19 protein-coding genes and 1 tRNA gene are annotated in these 20,034 nt (G+C 63.8%); 10 read left to right on the top strand and 10 right to left on the bottom strand.

Features of this window, described 5'->3' with window-relative positions:
* Positions 1-11 precede the first annotated feature (11 nt).
* The 4 genes from brxC to ACO2Q2_RS05650 are packed head-to-tail and all read right to left on the bottom strand — an operon-like array spanning position 12 to position 5,740.
* Entirely contained in the window at positions 12-3,452 is a 3,441-nt protein-coding gene (brxC, locus tag ACO2Q2_RS05665) for a BREX system P-loop protein BrxC (protein WP_423254807.1), read from the bottom strand.
* A 14-nt stretch (positions 3,453-3,466) separates the two neighbouring features.
* Positions 3,467-4,018 (bottom strand): BREX protein BrxB domain-containing protein, encoded by a 552-nt coding sequence (locus ACO2Q2_RS05660; protein WP_423254806.1) that lies wholly within the window; start codon positions 4,016-4,018, stop codon positions 3,467-3,469.
* A complete protein-coding gene (locus ACO2Q2_RS05655; protein WP_423254805.1) occupies positions 4,005-4,805 on the bottom strand; it encodes a hypothetical protein in 801 nt (266 codons plus the stop codon). The genes ACO2Q2_RS05660 and ACO2Q2_RS05655 overlap by 14 nt, the downstream gene beginning before the upstream one ends.
* Before the next feature lie 20 nt (positions 4,806-4,825).
* Positions 4,826-5,740 (bottom strand): transcriptional regulator, encoded by a 915-nt coding sequence (locus tag ACO2Q2_RS05650; protein ID WP_423254804.1) that lies wholly within the window; start codon positions 5,738-5,740, stop codon positions 4,826-4,828.
* 279 nt (positions 5,741-6,019) lie between these two features.
* On the opposite strand from ACO2Q2_RS05650, the gene ACO2Q2_RS05645 reads away from it, so the two are divergent.
* From ACO2Q2_RS05645 to ACO2Q2_RS05615, 7 genes are all read left to right on the top strand, one after another.
* Positions 6,020-6,967 carry a patatin-like phospholipase family protein gene (locus ACO2Q2_RS05645; protein WP_423254803.1) on the top strand — a complete coding sequence of 316 codons (948 nt, stop codon included), beginning with the start codon at positions 6,020-6,022 and terminating at the stop codon, positions 6,965-6,967.
* Positions 6,968-6,981: 14 nt separating this feature from the next.
* Positions 6,982-7,875 carry a nucleotidyltransferase domain-containing protein gene (locus tag ACO2Q2_RS05640; RefSeq protein ID WP_423254802.1) on the top strand — a complete coding sequence of 298 codons (894 nt, stop codon included), beginning with the start codon at positions 6,982-6,984 and terminating at the stop codon, positions 7,873-7,875.
* 12 nt (positions 7,876-7,887) lie between these two features.
* Positions 7,888-8,634: a DCL family protein gene (locus ACO2Q2_RS05635; RefSeq protein WP_423254801.1), complete on the top strand. Its 747-nt coding sequence runs from the start codon at positions 7,888-7,890 to the stop codon at positions 8,632-8,634.
* Between the two features lie 366 nt (positions 8,635-9,000).
* Positions 9,001-10,752, top strand: coding sequence for a phage integrase central domain-containing protein (locus ACO2Q2_RS05630; RefSeq protein WP_423254800.1), 1,752 nt, complete (start codon positions 9,001-9,003; stop codon positions 10,750-10,752).
* A gap of 273 nt (positions 10,753-11,025) precedes the next feature.
* A complete protein-coding gene (locus tag ACO2Q2_RS05625) occupies positions 11,026-11,322 on the top strand; it encodes a hypothetical protein (protein WP_423254799.1) in 297 nt (98 codons plus the stop codon).
* A gap of 786 nt (positions 11,323-12,108) precedes the next feature.
* Entirely contained in the window at positions 12,109-13,095 is a 987-nt protein-coding gene (locus tag ACO2Q2_RS05620) for an aldo/keto reductase (protein ID WP_423254798.1), read from the top strand.
* Positions 13,092-13,898: an SDR family NAD(P)-dependent oxidoreductase gene (locus tag ACO2Q2_RS05615; protein ID WP_423254797.1), complete on the top strand. Its 807-nt coding sequence runs from the start codon at positions 13,092-13,094 to the stop codon at positions 13,896-13,898. The genes ACO2Q2_RS05620 and ACO2Q2_RS05615 overlap by 4 nt, the downstream gene beginning before the upstream one ends.
* 439 nt (positions 13,899-14,337) lie before the next feature.
* Here the strand turns inward: ACO2Q2_RS05615 and ACO2Q2_RS05610 are convergent, their stop codons facing one another.
* From ACO2Q2_RS05610 to ACO2Q2_RS05600, 3 genes are all read right to left on the bottom strand, one after another.
* Positions 14,338-14,556 (bottom strand): hypothetical protein, encoded by a 219-nt coding sequence (locus ACO2Q2_RS05610; protein WP_423254796.1) that lies wholly within the window; start codon positions 14,554-14,556, stop codon positions 14,338-14,340.
* Entirely contained in the window at positions 14,553-15,137 is a 585-nt protein-coding gene (locus ACO2Q2_RS05605; protein WP_423254795.1) for a recombinase family protein, read from the bottom strand. The genes ACO2Q2_RS05610 and ACO2Q2_RS05605 overlap by 4 nt, the downstream gene beginning before the upstream one ends.
* Positions 15,110-15,199: transfer RNA gene (locus tag ACO2Q2_RS05600), tRNA-Ser, on the bottom strand. Before ACO2Q2_RS05600 ends, ACO2Q2_RS05605 begins: the two co-directional genes overlap by 28 nt.
* A 114-nt stretch (positions 15,200-15,313) precedes the next feature.
* Between ACO2Q2_RS05600 and ACO2Q2_RS05595 the strand changes: the two genes are divergently transcribed.
* Entirely contained in the window at positions 15,314-16,015 is a 702-nt protein-coding gene (locus ACO2Q2_RS05595) for a PP2C family protein-serine/threonine phosphatase (protein ID WP_423254794.1), read from the top strand.
* A gap of 6 nt (positions 16,016-16,021) precedes the next feature.
* On the opposite strand, the gene dnaQ is transcribed toward ACO2Q2_RS05595, so the two are convergent.
* The 3 genes from dnaQ to ACO2Q2_RS05580 are packed head-to-tail and all read right to left on the bottom strand — an operon-like array spanning position 16,022 to position 17,888.
* Complete coding sequence (gene dnaQ / locus ACO2Q2_RS05590) at positions 16,022-16,741, bottom strand: DNA polymerase III subunit epsilon (RefSeq protein ID WP_423254793.1); 720 nt, start codon at positions 16,739-16,741, stop codon at positions 16,022-16,024.
* Positions 16,738-17,181, bottom strand: coding sequence for a ribonuclease HI (gene rnhA, locus ACO2Q2_RS05585; RefSeq protein ID WP_423254792.1), 444 nt, complete (start codon positions 17,179-17,181; stop codon positions 16,738-16,740). Before rnhA ends, dnaQ begins: the two co-directional genes overlap by 4 nt.
* Positions 17,182-17,207: 26 nt before the next feature.
* Positions 17,208-17,888, bottom strand: a complete 681-nt coding sequence (locus ACO2Q2_RS05580) for a methyltransferase domain-containing protein (protein ID WP_423254791.1) — start codon at positions 17,886-17,888, stop codon at positions 17,208-17,210.
* Between the two features lie 192 nt (positions 17,889-18,080).
* Between ACO2Q2_RS05580 and gloB the strand changes: the two genes are divergently transcribed.
* Together gloB and ACO2Q2_RS05570 are read left to right on the top strand one after the other, a co-directional pair.
* A complete protein-coding gene (gene gloB / locus ACO2Q2_RS05575) occupies positions 18,081-18,848 on the top strand; it encodes a hydroxyacylglutathione hydrolase (protein ID WP_423254790.1) in 768 nt (255 codons plus the stop codon).
* A 143-nt stretch (positions 18,849-18,991) separates the two neighbouring features.
* Positions 18,992-20,029 (top strand): LysM peptidoglycan-binding domain-containing protein, encoded by a 1,038-nt coding sequence (locus ACO2Q2_RS05570; protein ID WP_423254789.1) that lies wholly within the window; start codon positions 18,992-18,994, stop codon positions 20,027-20,029.
* The last annotated feature ends 5 nt before the right edge of the window (positions 20,030-20,034 follow it).

Below are 20,034 nucleotides of genomic sequence, written 5' to 3'. Positions count from 1 at the left end.
GGAATCAGGCCTCAGTGAAGGATGACAGGGCCATTTTTCAGGGCCTGTGCGATGGTCTGCTTGGCATCCTGCAGCCAGGCATCGATGTCTTCGTCGGTCTTGATGGTGCGGCTGGGCAGCTTGACGAACTGGGCCTTGGGCTCCATCAACTCCGCAGCAGCCACCAGCACAGCGTCAAAGCGCGAATCGATGGCGGCCACGCGGTCGGCGAACGAAGACAGCGACAAACGATCGACCGTAGCTAGCACCTCGTCGGTGTTGGCCACTTGCACCTTGGGTGCGTCGGTGAGAGTGAGTTTCTGGGCGGCCAGCAGGCTGTTGCGCTGCTCAGGCTCCAGCTGCTGCCAGTTGGTGTCGGCGTCCAGGCGCGCCATGCCATTCTTGTGGCGGGTCTGGTAATCGGTGTGCAGGCGGTTCAGCTCGTCGCGCAGTAACTGAGTGAGGCTGGCCACCAGCGGCGTGACGGGATCAGGTTCCTCCAACAACTGGCGCTGCTGCTCCAGGTGCGTGACCTGTGCCACCAAGAACTCAGCCCCCGACAGCCCATTGGCCTGAGCCAGCAGGCGCTTGAGGGTGTTCCAAGCCGGCAGGCGCTTGTCGATGCGCTCTGCCAGATCCGTCCATGTGTCGATAGCGGCGCTGAGTTCGTCGCGCTGGTTGTAGAGGGCCAACAGCTGCTCGTTGCCGGCGGTGAGGCGGATTTCCTCCAGCCCCTTCGTTTCCGGGCGAGCCGGACGTGGGGCCTCGCCCCCGGCACGGTTGGCCAGCTCTTGCGCGCTGACCAGGAACTGCGGCACGTGGGCCAGCTCTTCGCCTTGCTTCGCTGTGAGGCCGACCTTCTGCAGCACCTTGCGAATCTGGATGCGCTGCGCCGCCGAGACGGTTGCCGATTCGACCTTGAACATGGTCTTGCCAATGACCTTGCGTTCCAGGTCTTTCGGGTCGATGGTTTGGCCCTTTTCGTCCTGGGCGCGGATCAGCCCGGCCACCAGCAGCACCTGCAAGCCACCGTCCACCGCGTCCCCCGGCCAGCCGTAGGTGGCGCCTTCGAAGTTCTTGCGGATGTCGATGCCCTTCTTGCCGCCGGCAATGAAGGCGAGGATGGCTTTGCACACCGGGTTCTTGGCGGGCTCGCCGTCGTCGCCCACACTCTTGAGTGCGTCCGGTGCCCCTTTCTGGGCTTTCTCGTAGACCTTGGGCCAACCGGCGTGGTCGGCGATGTGAAACTGCGGGTAGAGTCGTTGCAACGCGTTGGTGGCGGCCTCCAGCGTCATCTCCTGCAGGTCGGTGCCAAGGATCTCGTTGCCACCGCCTTGGAAAACACGGGCGCCAGAGAAGGCCTCTTGCAGCAGTTCGCGGATCTTGCCTTCAGCGGTCTGCTTGGTGGTCTCCATGGCCGAGCGGGCCTCGGTGCCCTCGGCGGTGTTGGGCACGCCGCGCTTGTCCAGCGTGGCGCTGGCGGCTTTAAAGTCGATCAGGTAGTGCCGCAGGTCATCAGCCGAGCGCTTGGGGATGAACACGAACACGGTGGGCGACTGGTTGCCCGCCTGGCGAGCGTCGGCACGCACAGAGTTTTCGTCGATGCTCCAGCCATCGCGCACCCAGACGCAGACCTTCTCGGCGGCGTCGCCCGGCAATTGGGCATCGAACACCGGGAAGATGTCGCGCGTGACCTTGGATGTGCCTTGGGTCAGCGACAGCTTGCGCACCATCTCGCCGAAGCGGCGCCGGATGCGATCGTCGCGCTCTGCGTCCACGCGGTGGGCTTCGTTGGCCAGGCTGTTGCGCTGGCTGAGGAACTCATCGTTCCAGGCAGCGCTTTCTTCGGTTTGGATGCGGTACTCGTCACCGACCTTCATCAGTAGCTCGCACTTGTCGAGCACGCTCGGGAGCTTGCTGCGCAGCGAGCTGGAGCCTTTGGTGAGGTCTTCCACCAACAGGTCGGCCAGGGTGTCGACGGTGGCACGAATGCCGATTTCGTTGTTGCTGCTGGCCAGCTTGTTGATGAGAAAAACCAGGCCGCAGGACCGTGCCATCAGACGCTGGTCGTCTGTGCCCTTGGCCCAGACCATGGTCTTCTCATGCACCTTGCGAGGCAGGATGCGCGACTGCAGCAGCTTGTCGGCTGCGTCAAAGTACAGATAGTCCGCTGGCACCACGCTGCCGACCGGCGCGTCCACATTGGTCTGGATGACCTTGTGGATCATGGAGAGCTGGTTGCGCAGCTGGCTGTCGGTGCCGGTCTGGTCCAGCACGCGCAGGGTGTTCTCCCAAAAGCGACGGCGCACCGGCAGGATCGGGTAGTCCTGCGGGAAGAATTGAATGTCGTCGGCGCGGTGGCCGATGGTGGTGCCGGCCAGGTGGCGCGAGATTTCGCCCAAGTTGGTCTGCATCACCTGCTCAACCGGCGCCTTTGCCTCGGGCTTTTTGGCCAGGATGACCTGACGGATCACGGCATCGACGTCAGCGTCGGACAACTCCACACGCACAGTGAAGCGGCCTTCGAGCTTCTTGAGGTTGGAGGTACCGGTGACAGCTGTTTGGCCGGTGCCGATGAACAGCATCTTGGCGCCGATGTTCTTGCAGCAGGCCTCGACCACTTCCTGCACATCAATGGAGCGCTGGCTGTCTTCGCCGATGTACTGCTGCACCTCGTCGAGCACCACCAGGGTGAGAGGGAACTTGCCGTCGCGGGTCAGCGCCTGGCGAATGGCCTTGAGCATGTCGCCACTGGAGACGTCCTGCACATAGGGGTACAGGTTGTTCAGGGTCTCGACGCAGGATGCTGGCGATGTGAACAGGTTGGGCTTGGCCTTGACCAGGGCCTCGTGCAGGCCCTCGGCCACGTAGAAGTTGTCGAGCTCTTCGTTCCAGTCAAAGCCGCTCTTCTCAACATGACCCCGCACCGCGTCGTAAATGCCTTCGTGCTGGAGCCACATGACAAAGCGTGCAACTGGGTACTGCTCGGGCAGGCCAACGGACTTGAACAAAATGCCCAGCAGGGCCATGCGGACAGACTTGTCGCGCGAGCTGGAACCCAGCGTGCCAGATGCTGCGTGCAAGCCGCCGTGTCGTTTGGCCTGGGTGCTGAGTTCCTTGAGCTGATCGCTCACGCCTTGTGGCAGGTTCGCGATACCCCGCGCGGTAGCGCCGTCGTCAAACGCGCTGTCGACCCAGAGGGCCCGCAGCATCTTGACCAGGTGCGATTTGCCCGAGCCATAGAAGCCGCTGACCCAAACGGCGGGCTGTTCGGCCTGTTCGATGTTCTTCAGGTAGACGTCGAGGATGTGCTCAAGGCCCTTTTCGTACTGGCCATCGCAGACGAATGTTTCGAGCTCGTACCGCAGGACGGACAGTGCCTGGTTGGTTTTTTCGTCGTTGACGCTGGCCACGCCCTCGTTGACCAGCTTGCGAGTCGACGGGTCCTTTTGGTAAATGTCGCGATTGAGCATGTGCTTCCCCTTAGTCAGAATTCTTTGTCTGCGGTGATCGGTACAGCGAGGTAGTTCCACCCGTCGTACCCATCCAGCAAGCGGTAGTTGTTGTCTTCGTAGCTGCCAGGGAAGAACACCAGCAGACGGCCCTTCACTTTGGGAGCGAGCTTGTCCACGACCTCTTTGACCTTCAGGAAGCCGAACAGAGTGCCCACACCTTGGAGCGCCACGACAAACTCTTCGCCGACGTTCTTGTCTTGCAGGAAGGTCTCGAACTCGGCTTCGATGTAGCTCAGGTACTTGGGCAGCAGCGTGGACAGCAGATTGGGCTTTTGGAAGTAGCTCTTGGCGTACCGCTGGGACGCCAGCCAATTCGGGAACGAATTGGTCAAGTCGAACAATGCCCAGTCATGGCCTGCCGCCCGGGTGGCGATCTCGAACTCGTCGACTTTGGCCCGCAGGCGCAGCTCTTCTGTCTCGTGGTAGACGCAGAAAATTACGCGCTGGGCGGCGGCAGCGTCATCGCGCCATGGCACAGCCACGTACTTGCTGTAAGACTGGGTCAATCGCTTAATTCTGCTCACGGAGCCACTCCATTTCCTGCGCAGTGATCAGGTTCGGGAAAAGCACTTCGACCACCTGGCCGACGCGCTTGAGCGAGATCCAGCCCCGGCGCGAGGCGTCCTCGGCCAGCTCAATCGTCTTTTCGTAGGAGCAGTCAAGGATTCGGGTGAAATCACTCTTGAGCAGCGATTCGCCGCGAAGACCGCTGACATAGCCAAGAAGCAGCGCAAACGACACCGCACCTGGCGTCGCCACAGCGCGGGCCCGCACCTTGCGGACGCGGCCAGCCAGATGACCTGATTGGGTCCAGGACGAATTGATGTTCTGCGCAGTGGACTTGAGCGTGGCCTTGCTGAAGCGCCCCGGCTCTTGTGCATCGATGAACTCCTCCATCGCCTCACGGGTGACGGTTGCCCCTTCCTGGAAGCCCAAGACAAAGGGAGCCGTGGCCCGAAGCATGGGATCACGCGAGTAGGCACACAGCGCTGCTAACAGCGGCTGTCCGTCCATATCACGCTGCCAGAAGAAACGCAGGGCGCGGAACACCAACAAGCTGGGATCGAGCGCGTAGAGGTCGGCCAGGTGCCGGAAGGTCAACGTACGCGTCTTGCCCGAGCGTTTGCCCAGGCAATTGGCAGTCTGGATGGCTTCCAGATAGTCGGCCCGTGTCGCGTCGGCCACGTCCACAAAGGACAGCAGAGCGCGCAGCTCGGCGAGCATCATCGTCCGGGCGGTATGGACGCCGCCGCGCTCATAACTGAACCCGAGTCGCTCCAGCTTTTTGTTGTGTTTGTTCTCTACGTTCACGTTAGGGTCAGTCCTGGTGGTCAGTCGGCATCGGCGTCGATCCGTTGTTGATCGGGAGAGAGGTAGCCAGGAGCCAAAACGGCGTTCTTCACTCCGTAAATAGCTAGGTGGTCCTTCAGCCACAGCCGGTACTCGTGCCCGCGCAGGTTGTGGTCAGGTGAACAGTCCACGCTCCACTGCCGCAAGATGTATCCGGCGGTGGCCGCCCGTAGCTTCATCTTCAGTGCCCCCTTAACCATCCCGTAGTCCATCTCGGTGATCTCTGGCCGAGGTTGATCCGGGTGCGGCACCAGCTCCAGCTCGACGATCCGGGTCCACTGAATGTCCTGATCGCTGGCCTCGTGGGGCGAGACGGGCTGCCCCTTGAGCAGCACGGGGCGTTTGATCCGGGTGATGACGAAATCCCGGAACTCCTGCGACTTCCGGTCGAAGGCGCGGACGTGCCAGCGCAGACCGTTGTCGATCAGCGCGAACGGGACGATCTCCCGCTCGGTGCGGCCACTGGAGATGGAGTGGTACTCGATGCCGAGCGGACACTCTTGGTGGATCGCCCGGGTCACGCTCGCCAGCACATCCAGATCCGGATGCGTGAGCCGTGACGGGCTCTCGCTGGCTACCCACGCCTTGAGCCGCATCGGCTCACCATCGCCAAAGCCCTGGGTCAGCCACGACAGCACCCGCTCTGGGGGAAAGTCGAATACGGGCCGGAAGTCCGGCCCCAAGACGTAGGACTTGCCCTTGGGGTCGTAGTCGATGTTGCCCGGGGCCAACTCCTTGTACAGCGCCAGATCCCTGGATGCGGCGGCGGACTGGATGCCAAACCGCGTGACCAAGTCCTGACGGCGTATCTCCCCAATGAAGCGCACGCGCAACTCCACGAACGCGAGCCGGTCGCGTTGTGGCTGGGTTAGATCTGCAAGCTGTTCGTTCGACATCCTGGCTGGCTCGTTCGGGTTAGCGAATGCTTGTACGGGTTATTGTGGAAAGTATATAAGCTGCTCTAGAATCTGTCCATGACTCTATTTTGATTTGTGTGTGCGTCGTATTGTGATAACCACAAGCGGCGCAGCGACAAGAGGATCGGTACAGAGGTCATGCAGAACTTCACCCAGCTTCACCTGAAGCCAAGGACGATGGAGCGGCCTCATGCTCAGGGCTGAGCCGATGATCATCGGCGTTGCGTCCGCTCTTGATCGGTGGGGAGGATATTGAAAATGATGGAATCGAAAAATGAGCCTGGGGCGTCCGCCTTACTGCGTGTCCTTACGCTGGACGGCGGCGGCGCGAAGGGCTTTTACACGCTGGGTGTACTCAAGGAAATCGAGGCGATGGTCGGGTGCCCTCTGCACCAGAAGTTTGATCTGGTTTTCGGTACCAGTACGGGCGCGATCATCGCGTCACTGATCGCGCTCGGTCACAGCGTCGATTCCATCCTGGAGCTGTACCGCAAGCACGTGCCTACCGTGATGTCGCAGAAAACCGCTCCGGCCAGGTCGCAGGCCTTGAAGAAGCTAGCGAGCGAGGTCTTCGGCGATGCAACGTTCAGTGATGTGAAGACCGACATCGGGATCGTCACGGCCAAGTGGCTGACCGAGCGCCCAATGATCTTCAAGGGCAGCGTCGCGCAGGCGCACGGCCAAGTCGGCACGTTCGTCCCGGGTTTTGGCGTGAGCATCGCAGACGCCGTCAAGGCATCGTGCTCAGCCTATCCGTTCTTCGAGCGGACGATCGTCAGGACTTCAATGGGTGAGGACATCGAGCTGATCGACGGCGGGTACTGCGCAAACAACCCGACCCTGTACGCGATCGCCGATGCGGTCCAGGCACTTCGGAGTGATCGCAAGGACATCCGGCTGGTGAGCGTCGGCGTGGGCATCTACCCCGACCCGAAGCCGAGCCTGTTGATGTGGCTGGCGAAGAAATATCTCGTCAGCGTCCAGTTGCTGCAGAAGACCCTGGAGATCAACACGCAGTCGATGGATCAGCTGCGGCAGATTCTGTTCCCTGACTTACTGACCATCCGTATCAACGACTCCTACGTCACGCCTGAAATGGCGACCGATCTGCTGGAGCACGACCTCAAGAAGCTGGGCATCTTGTTTCAGCGAGGACGGGAGTCGTTCGCGTCGCGGGAGAAGCAACTTCGCGAGCATTTGATCTAGCCAGGGGAAAGAAGATGCCAATTTCAGAATCGCAGCTCGAAACGTGGTCCCACCAGGGATCGATCACACAGTCGAGTAACACCTACAACACGATCAAGAGCGTTCTGGAGGCCAGCACCACGCCGTATGCCAGCAAGAACTTCAAGGTGTTCCTTCAAGGCTCGTACGGCAACGACACGAATATTTACGCCGAGAGCGATGTGGACATCGTCATCCGGCTCGACGACTGCTTTCACAGCGATCTCGAATCTTTGTCCGATGACGAAAAGTCAGTCTACAAGGAGGCATTCAGCGACGCGACTTACACCCATACCGATTTCAAACGAGACGTGCTGTCAGTGCTTGAGCGGCAATACGGCTCGGCCGTGAAAGCCGGCGATAAGGCGATTGCCATCGACGCAAGCGGTTCACGGCGCAAGTCAGACGTGATTGTCGCGACGCAATTCCGGCGCTACTTCAAATTCCGGTCAGCGAGCGACTCTGAGTACGTCGAAGGCATCTGCTTCTTCAACGCCGCCGGCGAGCGAATCGCGAACTATCCGAAGCAGCACTCGGCCAATCTGACGGCAAAGCATCAGGCATCATCGAAGTGGCTAAAACCTATGGTGCGCGTGCTCAAGAACATGCGCAGCCGGATGGTCGAAGATGGCTTGATCAAAACTGGTATCGCGCCTTCGTACTACATCGAGGGCTTTCTGTACAACGTACCAAACGAGAAGTTCACGACCAGCTATCAGGACTGCGTGGCCAACATCTTGAATTGGTATCGGCAGGATGCTGGCAAAACAGACTTGGTTTGCGCGAACGAACAGTACTACTTGCTGCGTGATGGTTACCACACCTGCTGGTCTCAAACGGACTGTGATGCACTTGTCGAAGCAGCGGTTGATCTCTGGAATCAGTGGTGAGGAGAAGAAGGCATGGCAAAACCAGTCGAGATCGGAACCCGCAGCTTCCGGACCCAGAAAAGCGCACTGGACCATTACAAGGCCCTGCTACACCGGTACCAGGACGGGGATCGCATCTCTGAACCAGAGGACCACGCCGACCTCGTGGCGCTCATCGAACGATACGACCCGATTCTTGACGAGGTCGGTGAACCGGCGAAGGGTTGCGGCCAGATCGATCACTTCGAGCGGCGCCTGAATACCGGGACCGGCTGGAGCAACTCCGGATTCTGGGTGGTCCGCCAGGACGGGTCCGCCACGGACTTTTCGTACATCTGGGCCGTCAAAGGCCTACCAGGGGACCGGTCGAAGGACTTCTACGGGGCATGCCGGGAGGCTGTGGCACTCGATCTCGTTCTGGCCAAGAAGCGTGCCTTCGCAGAGCATGGGGACGCTCATGGGCTGGTTGCGTGCGAACTTACTGGCGTGATGGTCAGCATCGACGACTCCCATCTGGATCATGCTTGGCCCAACTTCTCGCACATCGTCAGTGGCTTTCGGGCAGCCAGGGGCTGGTCAGGTGACATCCCAGACGGAATCGTGTCCGCCCCGGCTGACGGGCAGACGACGCCCACCTTCGTCGACAAGGCAGTTGCGGACGCCTTCCGGGACTACCATCACAACCAGGCGATGCTGCGAATCCTCTCCAAGTCGGCCAACCTCCAGACCGCCAGCCAAGCTCGAAGACCGAAGATTGCACGCCCAGTGCGGCTGGCTTGACTGGTTTCGGACGCGGGTTCAATTCCTCAAATGGGAATCGAACTAGCGTCCTGCACGATGCATTTGTCTGGTGACCTCGGACGGGCAGAACTGATAGGATTCTCAGCAGTAGGGGCTGGATTCCGCACCTTTCCGCAGGAGTTCGCAGCGGCTCTAAGGCGCTGAGTTACATAGGTTTGGCGCAGGGTTCCACCCCACCACCATTACAAGCTCCAACGCAGTCCAACGAAGGCCGGCAACCCTAGCAACAGCAACGGTTCCGGCCTTTTTTGTGCCCAATGCTGTCCAAGCCCGTCCATTGCCATTCGGGGGTAACAGGGGGTAACTTCAGGGGTAACAGGCCTGCCCTCGCATGGTGTTACCCCCATGCCGCTGTCTGATACCGCCATCCGCAATGCCAAGCCCGCAGACAAGCCGCAGAAGCTCGCGGACGGCGGTGGCCTGTACCTGCTGCTGAATCCGAACGGCTCGCGCTGGTGGCGTTTGAAGTACCGCACCGGGGGTAAGGAAAAGCTGCTGTCACTGGGGACTTATCCCGACACCGGCCTGAAAGATGCTCGCGACAAGCGCGACGCGGCGCGCAAGTTGCTGGCTGCTGGCGTCGATCCGGGCGAGCAGCGCAAGGCCGCGAAAGCTGCCGGCGAGGAACGCGCGGCGAACAGCTTTGAAGTGGTGGCGCGCGAGTGGCACGCGAAGCAGTCGGCAACATGGGTGGAGTTGCACGCCAGCCGGATCATGCTGCGATTGGAGAACGACGTGTTCCCGTGGCTGGGCAAGCGGCCGATTGCCGACGTCACGGCAAAGGAACTGCTGACGATGGTCAATCGCATTGTCGACCGTGGCGCGGTCGAGTCCGCGCACCGCGTGTTGCAGAACTGCGGGCAGGTATTGCGTTATGCCATCGCCACCGGACGTGCCGAACGCAATCCCGCTGCTGATCTGCGCGGCGCATTGCCGCCGGTCAAGCAGATCCATCTTGCGGCCATCATCGAGCCGGCCGCCATCGGCGGACTGCTGCGCGCGATGGACGCTTATAACGGCTCGCTGGTGACGAAGTGCGCGTTAAGGCTGGCCCCGCTGGTGTTCGTGCGACCGGGCGAACTACGGCAAGCCGAGTGGGCCGAGTTCGACCTGGACAAAGCACAGTGGAACATCCCCGCCGAAAAAATGAAGATGCGCGAGCCGCACCTTGTACCGCTGTCGCCGCAAGCCGTGGCGATCCTGCGCGAGCTGCATCCGCTGACCGGGCGCGGGCGCGGGCGTTACGTTTTCCCCAGTGCGCGCAGCCCGCAACGGCCCATGAGCAACAACGCGGTGTTGTCCGCCTTGCGCCGCATGGGTTACGCCACCAATGAGATGAGCGGCCACGGCTTCCGGGCCATGGCGCGCACGGTGCTGGACGAAGTGCTGCATTTCCGGCCGGATTACATCGAGCACCAGCTGGCCTACGCAGTCAAAGACCCTAACCCGCGCCGCTTCGATGTCGAGGGGTGTGCCGCTGACAAGCGCGCCGACACGAGCGCAGAGTGGGACATGCCGCGCCCCGGCAAACGCACCACCACATGGGTGACCGAAGGACGCGTCATCACGCTGGAGGACGACCGCAAGGTCGCCTTGCGCCGCGTGCTGCGCCTGACCGAGCGCACCCGCAAGGCCGATGGCACCGTGCTGCTGTTCCCGGAGGTCACCATCGAGGGCTGGGAAACCACGCTCGACCTGCCGGCTGAGGCCATCATCGCGCTGTACGAAGCCCATGGCACCCACGAACAGTTCCACAGCGAGTTCAAAACCGACCTCGATCTGGAGCGCCTGCCCAGCGGCAAGTTCGACACCAATACGCTGGTGCTCAGCCTTGCCGCCGTGGCCTACAACATCCTGCGCCTGATCGGCCAGCAAGCCTTGCTGACGAAGGCTGCACCCCTGCGCCACCCGGCCAAGCGGCGCCGACTGAAAACCGTCATGCAGGAAACGATGCGCGTGGCGGCGCAGCTGGCTGTCCATGCGCGTCGCATCGCGCTGAACTTCGGCCAGCACTGCCCGGCGCTGGTCGTATGGCGCGCGTTGTACGACGACTGGACGCGCACCGAGCCGCCGGCGCTCGACGCCGTCCCGGCATAGCGGCACCACGCGCGAACAACGCCACCCGCCCGCCGCGCGCTCCACCGCGAGGACGCTGCATGCGTGGCCGCTGAAAATCCGGCCTTCCATCGCCTCATCCCGCCACGCTGACTGCCCCGACCCCTCCGTCGAGCCCAGTCTCGCCGGTCAAAATGACCGCGGCCAGGCCACTTTCTTGCTTTGGACGTATGGACGTCCAAAGGTAGCGGCGGCGTGGTTACCTGATTCACGGAATCAGGTATAACAAATGGGCTCCGCTGCTGGAGTACACCGATGACCACCAATTCACCCCTCGCCGCCGAGATCACGCCTGACCCGCGACTGGAAAAACGTACCCGCCGCCGCTTCAGCGCGGCTGAGAAACAGCGCTTGCTGACCGAAGCTGACGCCCTGGCCCATGGCGAGCAAGGGGCTTGGCTACGCCGCAATGGCCTCTATGCCGCCCAGCTTTCCGACTGGCGTAAGCATGAAAGTCACGCGTCTTACCCTGGGAGATCTGCCTCTCTGCCGAAAGGCTATCGTCATCGCGAGGTGAGGGGATGGAGGGGCAGAAGTCAGCAGGCGCCGTAGTAGTCGCTGAGACCGGAGCGATGAAGGGCAGAACCTGTCACAGTGGCAAGTCAGGAGTGATCTCTGCGCGTTCAGAACAGAAGCCGCAAGGACGATGAGGGCCTGCGATCGAGACTGGAAGGGACGGCATCCCGGAAGGTGATCGAGGTGTTCGAAAGACGACAGGCGACACATCGAACGAAACAAGCTCAAGGTCACTGTGTTCGCGTGAACATTGGAGATCGACAGGAACCGCCGTATGCGGAACCGCACGTACGGTGGTGTGGGAGGGCGGCCGGGGCAACCCGGCCCCCTACCCGATCCTGATCTCGCCGACTTCCGCGTGTTCTTCGGAGGGTTCTTGCGGAAAACCTGCGGACTTCGGCATCCGGCCCAGGCTGCTTACCTCACTCTCCTGCCCATTTTTCTCTCTGGTCTCGCTCCCCCCCCCGGATGCGCCCGAAGTCCGCAAGGGCCGTGGTGACGACGCCTACAAATCAACGGCGGACGAGTTAAGCGGTTGGATTGCAGCATTGGCAGGGGCACGAAATTCAGAAGACCGACTTACATCCCCCTTTGGCATGCAGATGTGCAAGCACAGTACACACGGGCAGGCTCTTTCAGTGTCCGGATACCAGACCCACGGCCGCTCGGGCGGCGGGCTCCGTATCGCAGTCCAACGACCGTGTTCGTGCGTTCGTGCGTGCTTGCTTGCTTGCGAACACCCCAGAACTGCCCCATCCTGTTCGTTTCATACTGCAATCGCTCTGATGCAAGGGCAGCAAGCGAACAGCGAGGTACCTGCAGATGCACACGCGTAAACTTGGCCGGGAGGGTCTCGAGGTCTCCGCTCTCGGCTTGGGCTGTATGGGCATGTCGGAGTTCTACGCCGGCCGCGACGAAGCCGAGGCGGTGGCGACGATCCACCGCGCCATCGAGCTGGGCGTCACCTTCCTCGACACCGCCGACATGTACGGCCCGTTCACCAACGAGGTGCTGGTCGGCAAGGCGATCGCGGGCCGCCGTCACCAGGTCGTGCTGGCCACCAAGTTCGGCAATGTCCGCAACGAGAAAGGCGAGTTTCTCGGCATTCGCGGGGACGCCGCCTACGTGCGGCAAGCCTGCGAGGCTTCGCTCAAGCGCCTCGGTGTCGACCACATCGACCTCTACTACCAGCACCGCGTCGACCCGAACACGCCGATCGAGGCAACCGTGGGCGCCATGGCCGAGCTGGTGAAAGCCGGCAAGGTCCGCTACCTCGGGCTGTCGGAAGCGGCGCCGCAGACGATCCGCCGCGCCCACGCCGTGCACCCGATCAGCGCGCTGCAGACCGAATACTCGCTGTGGAGCCGCGAGCCGGAGGCGGAAATCCTGCCGACGGTGCGCGAGCTGGGCATCGGCTATGTCGCCTACAGCCCGCTCGGGCGCGGCTTCCTCACCGGGCAGATCCGCCGCATCGAGGATCTGCCCGAGGACGACTACCGCCGCCACTCGCCGCGCTTCCAGGGCGAGAATTTCCAGAAGAACCTCGACCTGGTGCGGGAGATCGAGGCGATGGCGCGGGAGAAGGGCTGCACGCCGGCCCAGCTCGCGCTGGCCTGGCTGCTGGCGCAGGGCGAGGACATCGTGCCCATCCCGGGGACCAAGAAGCGCAGCCGGTTGGAGGAGAATGTCGGCGCGCTCGAGGTGCGCATCAGCGCCGAGGATCGCGCCCGCATCGACCGCATCCTGCCGCCGGGTGCCGCCGCAGGCCCGCGCTACGCCGCGCCGCAGATGCAGGCGCTGAACCGGTGAGCGCAGGGCGGCTCGAGGGCCAGGTGGCCATCGTCACCGGCGGCGGGCGCGGGCTCGGCCGCGCGATGGTGCTGGGTCTCGCCGCGGCGGGCGCGCGGGTGATCGCCACCGCCGCGCGTGAAACGACCGAAGTCGAAGCCGTCGCCGCAGAGGATGCCAGCGGCCGTATCGTCCCGATGATCGCCGATGTGACGCGCGAGCAGGACTGCGCGCGCGTGGTGGCGCTGGCGCAGGAGCGCTTGGGCCGGCTCGACCTGCTGGTCAACAACGCCGGCCGCGGCATGAAATACGTCAGCGAGCGCTTTCTGACCGAGCCGACCCGCTTCTGGCAGACCGACCCCGAGGTCTGGCGCCTGGTGATCGACACCAACGTCAACGGGCCGTTCCTGATGGCGCGCGCGGCCGTGCCGGGCATGATCGCCGCCGGCCGCGGGCGCATCGTCAACATCACCATGAACCACGCCACCATGCGCCGGCGCGGCTTCTCGCCCTACGGCCCGTCGAAAGCGGCGCTGGAGTCGGAAACCATCATCTGGGCGCAGGATCTGGACGGCACCGGAGTGACGGTCAACGCGTTGCTCCCGGGCGGCGCCACGGCAACCGGCATGATCCCGGACGGCCTCCCCGCCGAAGCGCGCGCCCATCTGCTCGATCCCGCCATCGTCGTGCCACCGCTGCTTTGGCTGGCCTCGGACGCCTCGTCCGGGGTCACCGGGCGCCGGCTCGATGCTTCCCGCTGGCAGCCTGGGGTTCCGGAGGCCGCGGCCGCGGCGATGGACGATGCCGGCTGGGCCGTTGCCTGATACGTAGACAGGGCCGATGGTATTTGAGCTAAAACCAAGAGGTCACAAACACAGTCGCTCCCGCTGATCATCCACAGCGTAGGCGGGTCAATCGCCAGATCAAACAGCGTGAGGTGGTTCGGCAATGCGTCGTCCAGGATGGCCGCCACGATGTCGGGTGCCAGCGTGGTCAGGTTGACCATCCGGCTCACGTAGCTGTTATCGATCCCTTCCCGCGTGGCGATGTCCTTCAAGGATTTCGCCTCTCCTGATTCCAGCATCGTCAGCCAGCGGTGGCCCCTGGCCAGCTCCAGTGCAATGGCGTCGGTGCCACATCCCACGGCCTGACTGGTGCGATTTCCCCGTTTGCAGGGTGACCAACTTGCGGCCACTGCAGTGCTTGATCTGAATCGGCACGGACAAGGGCAGCCTGCGGTCGCCGGTCTGCAGGATGTCCGGCTCACCGGTCTTCTGGATACGGATGTCTCATGCCATTGCCTCCGCTTGTTGCTCGACCGGCTCTGGGGCGCAGTTCCAACACTTGGCGTTCGATGCCGTTGGCACGCAGCCGCACTTCGAGGTCGTTGGGTGACACGATGACTTCCTCAACCAGCAATTTCACGGTTCGGGTCTGCTTGGCCGGGAAAAGTTGATCCCAAATCGCGTCGAGCCTGGTCATGACCACGGTGATCTTCGCCTCGTCCAAGGTTGGATCAGCTTGATCGCCTGCGGCAACATCTCACCCAGGAGATTCGGGGCACGCAGGATCGCGCGCAGTTGGTCGAGCACGGCTGACTCGAGTTCGGCGGCCGGCAGTCGCGGCAGGCCTGAGGCACCCATGTGCTCCTTGGCGGCGCCCTGAGGCACGTCGTACCGGTGCCGACGGCCATTCTTCCTGGTCGTGTGCCAAGGCGACAGTGCCCGGCCATCGTTGCCGAACACGATGCCCTTGAGCAGATACGCCACGGTTGCCCAGGTCGCGTTGCCGCGCACCTGGCTATTGGTGGCCAGGATCGCGTGGACGCCATCCCACAGTTCGCGGCTGATGATGGGCGGGTGCTCCGCCTGGTACCACTGCTCCTTGTGCCGCAACTCACCGAGGTAGGTTCGGTTGCTGAGGAGCTTGTAGATGTGGCCCTTGTCGATAGGTTGGAATTGACCAACCGGTTTGACCAACCGCCCAAACTTGCAGAAACAAAAAAAGCCCTGAAAAATCAGGGCATTAGTACAACTGGCGGAGAGGGTGGGATTCGAACCCACGGTACGCTTACACGTACGCCTGATTTCGAGTCAGGTACATTCGACCACTCTGCCACCTCTCCAAAGGGGTCACACGGTGGTCCGCGCGAGCCGGTGATCATACGCATGCCCGCGAGCCGTGACAACAGGCGGCCGCATCCGGCATGCTGCCCTGATTGACCGGCAGCCCAGCCCCCATGATCGAATTCGGACACGGAACCCACGTCGGATTGCGCCGCTCGCGCAATGAGGACGCCTATTACGCCGACCCTGCGCTGGGCCTGTTCCTGGTGGCCGACGGCATGGGCGGACACCAGCACGGAGAAGTGGCGTCGGCATTGGCGCGCGACGCGGTGGTCGAGGAGATCCGCGGCGGCGCCCCACTCATCGACGCCGTGCGCAGGGCCGCCGTTCAGCTGGAATCGCACGCCCGGCGCAGTCACGATGCGCTGCCGATGGGCACCACCCTGGCCGCGCTGAAGATTGACCAGGAAACCTACGAGCTGGTGTGGGTCGGCGACAGCCGCATCTACGCGTTCGGCGAGCATTTCAGGCAGGTCAGCCACGACCACTCCCTGGTGCAGGAACTGATCAGCGCCGGCCGTCTCGATCCTGCACTGGCCGCACGCCATCCCCAGCGCAACGTGCTGACGCAGGCGCTGGGAATCACCACGGCCGAGCAGATCCATGTTGGCGTGGCACGCGGCGCATGCCGGGCCGGCACCGGTTTCCTGCTGTGCACCGACGGGCTGACCGAGGGGCTGGATGATGCGGCCCTCGCCCGCACGGCTCGGCGAACCGACCTGGCCGCCCAGGAGTGCGTCGACCACCTGCTGCTGGATGGGCTGGAAGCCAGCGGCAACGACAACCTTACCGTGATCCTCGTACGCCTCAGCTGAGCACGGTCATCCAACCGAAGGCGATTCTCGCCGCCACACGCTGGTGCCGCCGGCACTCTTGTCCAGCGCATCCAGCCGCTTCTCGTGGGCCATCAGTTCGTCCGCATCGGCGCGCAACACGCGCGGACGGCGCCGCAGTTCGACCGGGACGATGATGGCGGCGCGCTGTTCCTCTCGCGGCTTGTCCAAGCCCAGGTCGAGCGCGACCTGCCCCGAGGTCATCGCGATATAGACGTCCGCCAACAGGTGGCAGTCGATCAATCCGCCGTGCAACTCGCGCGCGGAGTTGTCCACGCCCAGGCGCTTGCACAACGCATCGAGGCTGTTGCGCTGGCCGGGGTAGCGTTCGCGCGCCAGCGCCAGTGTGTCCAGTACGGTGCAGCGCTGCTGGATCGTGCCCGGCGGTTCGGGCAGGCGCGCCAGTTCGGCATTGAGAAAGCCGAGATCGAACGCCGCGTTGTGGATGATCAGTTCGGCGCCGTCGATGAAGGCCAGGAAGTCCTCCGCCACGTCGGCGAAACGCGGCTTGTCGAGCAGGAAATCGTCCTCGATGCCGGTGACCTGGCGAGCACCCTCGTCGATCGCGCGATCGGGATTGAGATAGGTCTGGTAGCGACGCCCGGTCAGCCGCCGCTCCACCATTTCCAGACCGGCGATTTCGATCAGCCGGTGCCCCTGGCGTACTTCCAGGCCGGTGGTTTCGGTATCGAGAACAATCTGCCTCATGCCTTGCTCCGGTAGTGTTCGGCCTGCTCGCGGGCCGCCACGTCGACACGCTCGTTCTCGACATGCCCGTTGTGTCCACGCACCCACTGCCAGCGGACCGCGTGCGGCGCGGTCGCCTCCGACAGGCGCTGCCACAGATCCTGGTTCTTCACCGGCTTGCAATCGGCCGTGCGCCAGCCGTTGGCGCGCCACTTCGGCACCCATTCCTCGATGCCCTGCATCACGTAGCGCGAGTCAGTGGTGAGATGGACCTTGCAGGGGCGCTTCAGGGCTTCCAGCGCCGCGATCGCGGCCATGAGTTCCATGCGGTTGTTGGTGGTATCGGGCTCGCCACCGGCCAGCATGCGCTCGGTGCCCCTGGAGCGCAGCAGCGCGGCCCAGCCGCCGGGTCCGGGATTGCCCAGACAGGCGCCATCGGTAAATGCTTCCACTTCGGTCAACGTCGATCCTCGTTCATGCCGGCCAATCAGGCCGAGTTGCGTCGTGCGCCGGGGGCGAGCCCGGCATCGGCAGGAGCGCGCAGCGGACGCGGCACCAGCCGGATCGGCGTGACGGCCCGGCGCCGCTTGCGCGCCAGCAGCACATAGCCGCCACCGATCGCCTCGGACCAGCGCGAGGTCCCTGCCCCGCCGGGCAGCACGTGGCCGACGCGGCGCACACATTCCACCTGCATCGCGCTGCGGCGCAGCCACTCGCCTACCTGCAGGGGCATGCGCGGGCGCCATGACTGGCGCCGGCCGTGCCAGACGAGCCACGGCATCCACAGACTGAGCGGATGCACCCCGCTCAGTACCAGCAGACCGCCGGGAGACAGCACGCGAATCGCCTCTTCCAGCAACGGCTGAGGAAACGCTGCCGCCTCCAGCGCATGGCGCAGGATCACCAGTTCGAAGGCATCGTCCAGAAACGGCAGCGGTTCGTCGGTGCGACCGAGCAGATCGCCAGCGTAACGTTCGCCAGCCAGGTGCAGGTGCGTCCAGCACGCCAGCAGCGGAAGCCCTGGCGGCGGGTCTTGCGGGGCGGCCGTCACCAGCAGTCCATGACTGCCGGTACAGCGCTGGAGTTCCGGCGACAGGTCGCGTGCTTCGTCCTCCAGCAATCGCCGCAGGGGCGCGCTGACATAGATGTCGGGACAGGTTGCGGACATGCGCTATATCCGATCGTGGGCCACAGGAGTGTAGCCGCTGGCGCAATGCATCGGCAGCCGCCGACAGCCGCCATCCGATGCCGACCGGATTAACACGCCACTAACGAGCACCCCGAAAGCCACGGTTATAGTCGGCGGTCCGACGCGCCCGGCTGACGATGGATGGCCGTGCAACATCATGCGGAGACGGACGTGCACCTGCTTGCGCTACCGGCCCTGGCCGACAACTACATCTGGCTGCTGTACGACGAGACCGGTGACGCGATCGTGGTGGACCCCGGCGAGAGTGCAGCGGTGGAGCGCGCGCTGGCCGAATGTCGCCTGCGGCTTCGGGCCATTCTGCTGACCCACCACCATCACGATCACATAGGGGGAGTGGCTGACTTGCGCCATCGCCATGGCGCCACCGTGCATGCGCCGCACGATCCGCGCATCCCCGCGGTCGACGTCCGGGTCGCTGACGGCGACAGCGTGGTGTTCTCGGCACCTGCCGCACGCTTCCAGGTGCTGGCCGTCCCCGGGCATACACTCAGCCACATCGCCTATGCCGGCGAGGGCTGCCTCTTCTGTGGCGACACGCTTTTCAGCCTCGGCTGCGGCCGCCTCTTCGAGGGCACTCCCGCGCAGATGCTCGCCTCGCTCGACCGCCTCGGCCAGCTGCCCGAACAAACCCTGGTGTGCTGCGCCCACGAGTACACCGCCGCCAACGGTCGCTTCGCGGCAACCGTCGATGGCGACAATCCGGCACTGTCGGCACGACTGGCCGAGGTCGCGCGCCTGCGTGAAGGGGGCCAGCCCACCTTGCCGGCATCGTTGGGTGGCGAGTTGGCGACCAATCCTTTCCTGCGCGTGGATCAACCCGCGCTGGTGGCGTGGGCGACGGCATGGGGCATGGCCGGCGGCGATCGCATCGCCCGTTTCGCAGCGCTGCGCGCGGCCAAGGACCAGTTCCGCGGATGACCCTGGCCCGGACCCGGCTGCACCGTCCGCTGGCCACGCTGCTGGCGGCCCTGCTGGCGGCGTGTGCGGCTCCCATGCCCAAACCTTTGCCGGTACCGCCTCCGGCCGCCACGATCCCCGGCGCCACGGCGACAACGGAGCCCGTGCAGGCGGTGGTCACGCCCTCCGACACGCCCGCTGCCGATGCATGGTCGCGGCTGCGCGCCAGTTTTGCCATGGCCGACTGCGACAGTGATCCGGCCGTGCAACGCTGGGCTCATCGCTTTACCGCCAATCCCCGCGGGTTCGAACAACGTCTGGCACATTCGCTGCCGCGGCTGCGTTTCATCCAGGGAATCGCCGAGAAGCATCGGGTGGCGGGTGAATTCGTGCTGCTGCCCTGGGTCGAGAGTCGCTACCTGCCCGTGCGCGGCCGCGGACGGCAACCAGCCGGCATGTGGCAGATCGTGCCGATCACGGCAGGATCGCTGGGGCTGCCCGTCAACCGCCATTTCGACGGGCGCTTGGACATGGCGACAGCGACCGAAGCGGTGATGACGATGCTTCGTCGCTACCAGGACCAGTTCCACGATTGGCGGTTGACCGACTACGCCTACAACGCCGGCGAGTTCGCTGTGCGCAGGCTGCTTGCCAGGTTCGGAACGCCCCCGGAACAACCGGTGATCCCCGGTCTGCCGGTGAGGAAGGTGACCCGCGAGCACCTCGTCAAACTGCTCGCCATCGCCTGCGTGGTACGCGAACCCGATCGCTTCCATGTGCAGCTTCCGACGCTGCCGGCGGACCAGCGGCTGGTCGCGGTGCCGATCGAGCATCCGATGTCGCTGGAGACCGCGGCCAGGCATGCAGGCATGTCGATCGATGCGCTGCGCGACTACAACGCGGGCTTCCTGAACCATCGCATCGATCCGAGCATGGCGCCGACGCTGATGCTCCCGGGCAATCGGGTCGATCGCTTTGTCGAGGCGATGCACGAGGTCAGCGCGTCGGATGCTGTATCCGGTTCGGGCAAAGTCCCCGCACGGGCGCAAACCTATCCAAACCACACGGTGAAGCCCGGCGAGAACCTGTGGGTGATTGCCCGGCGCGCCGGCGTGGGCGTGCTGCAGCTGAAGCGATGGAATGGACTGCGCGACGACCAGGTACATCCCGGCCAGGTGCTGCGACTGCACGCCCCCGACTAGCCGCG

Source organism: Dyella sp. KRB-257 (genome assembly GCF_049445995.1).
Lineage (GTDB): Bacteria > Pseudomonadota > Gammaproteobacteria > Xanthomonadales > Rhodanobacteraceae > Dyella_A.
The sequence above is the reverse complement of the archived record's forward strand: the minus strand, read 5'-3'. Positions and strand labels throughout refer to the sequence as shown.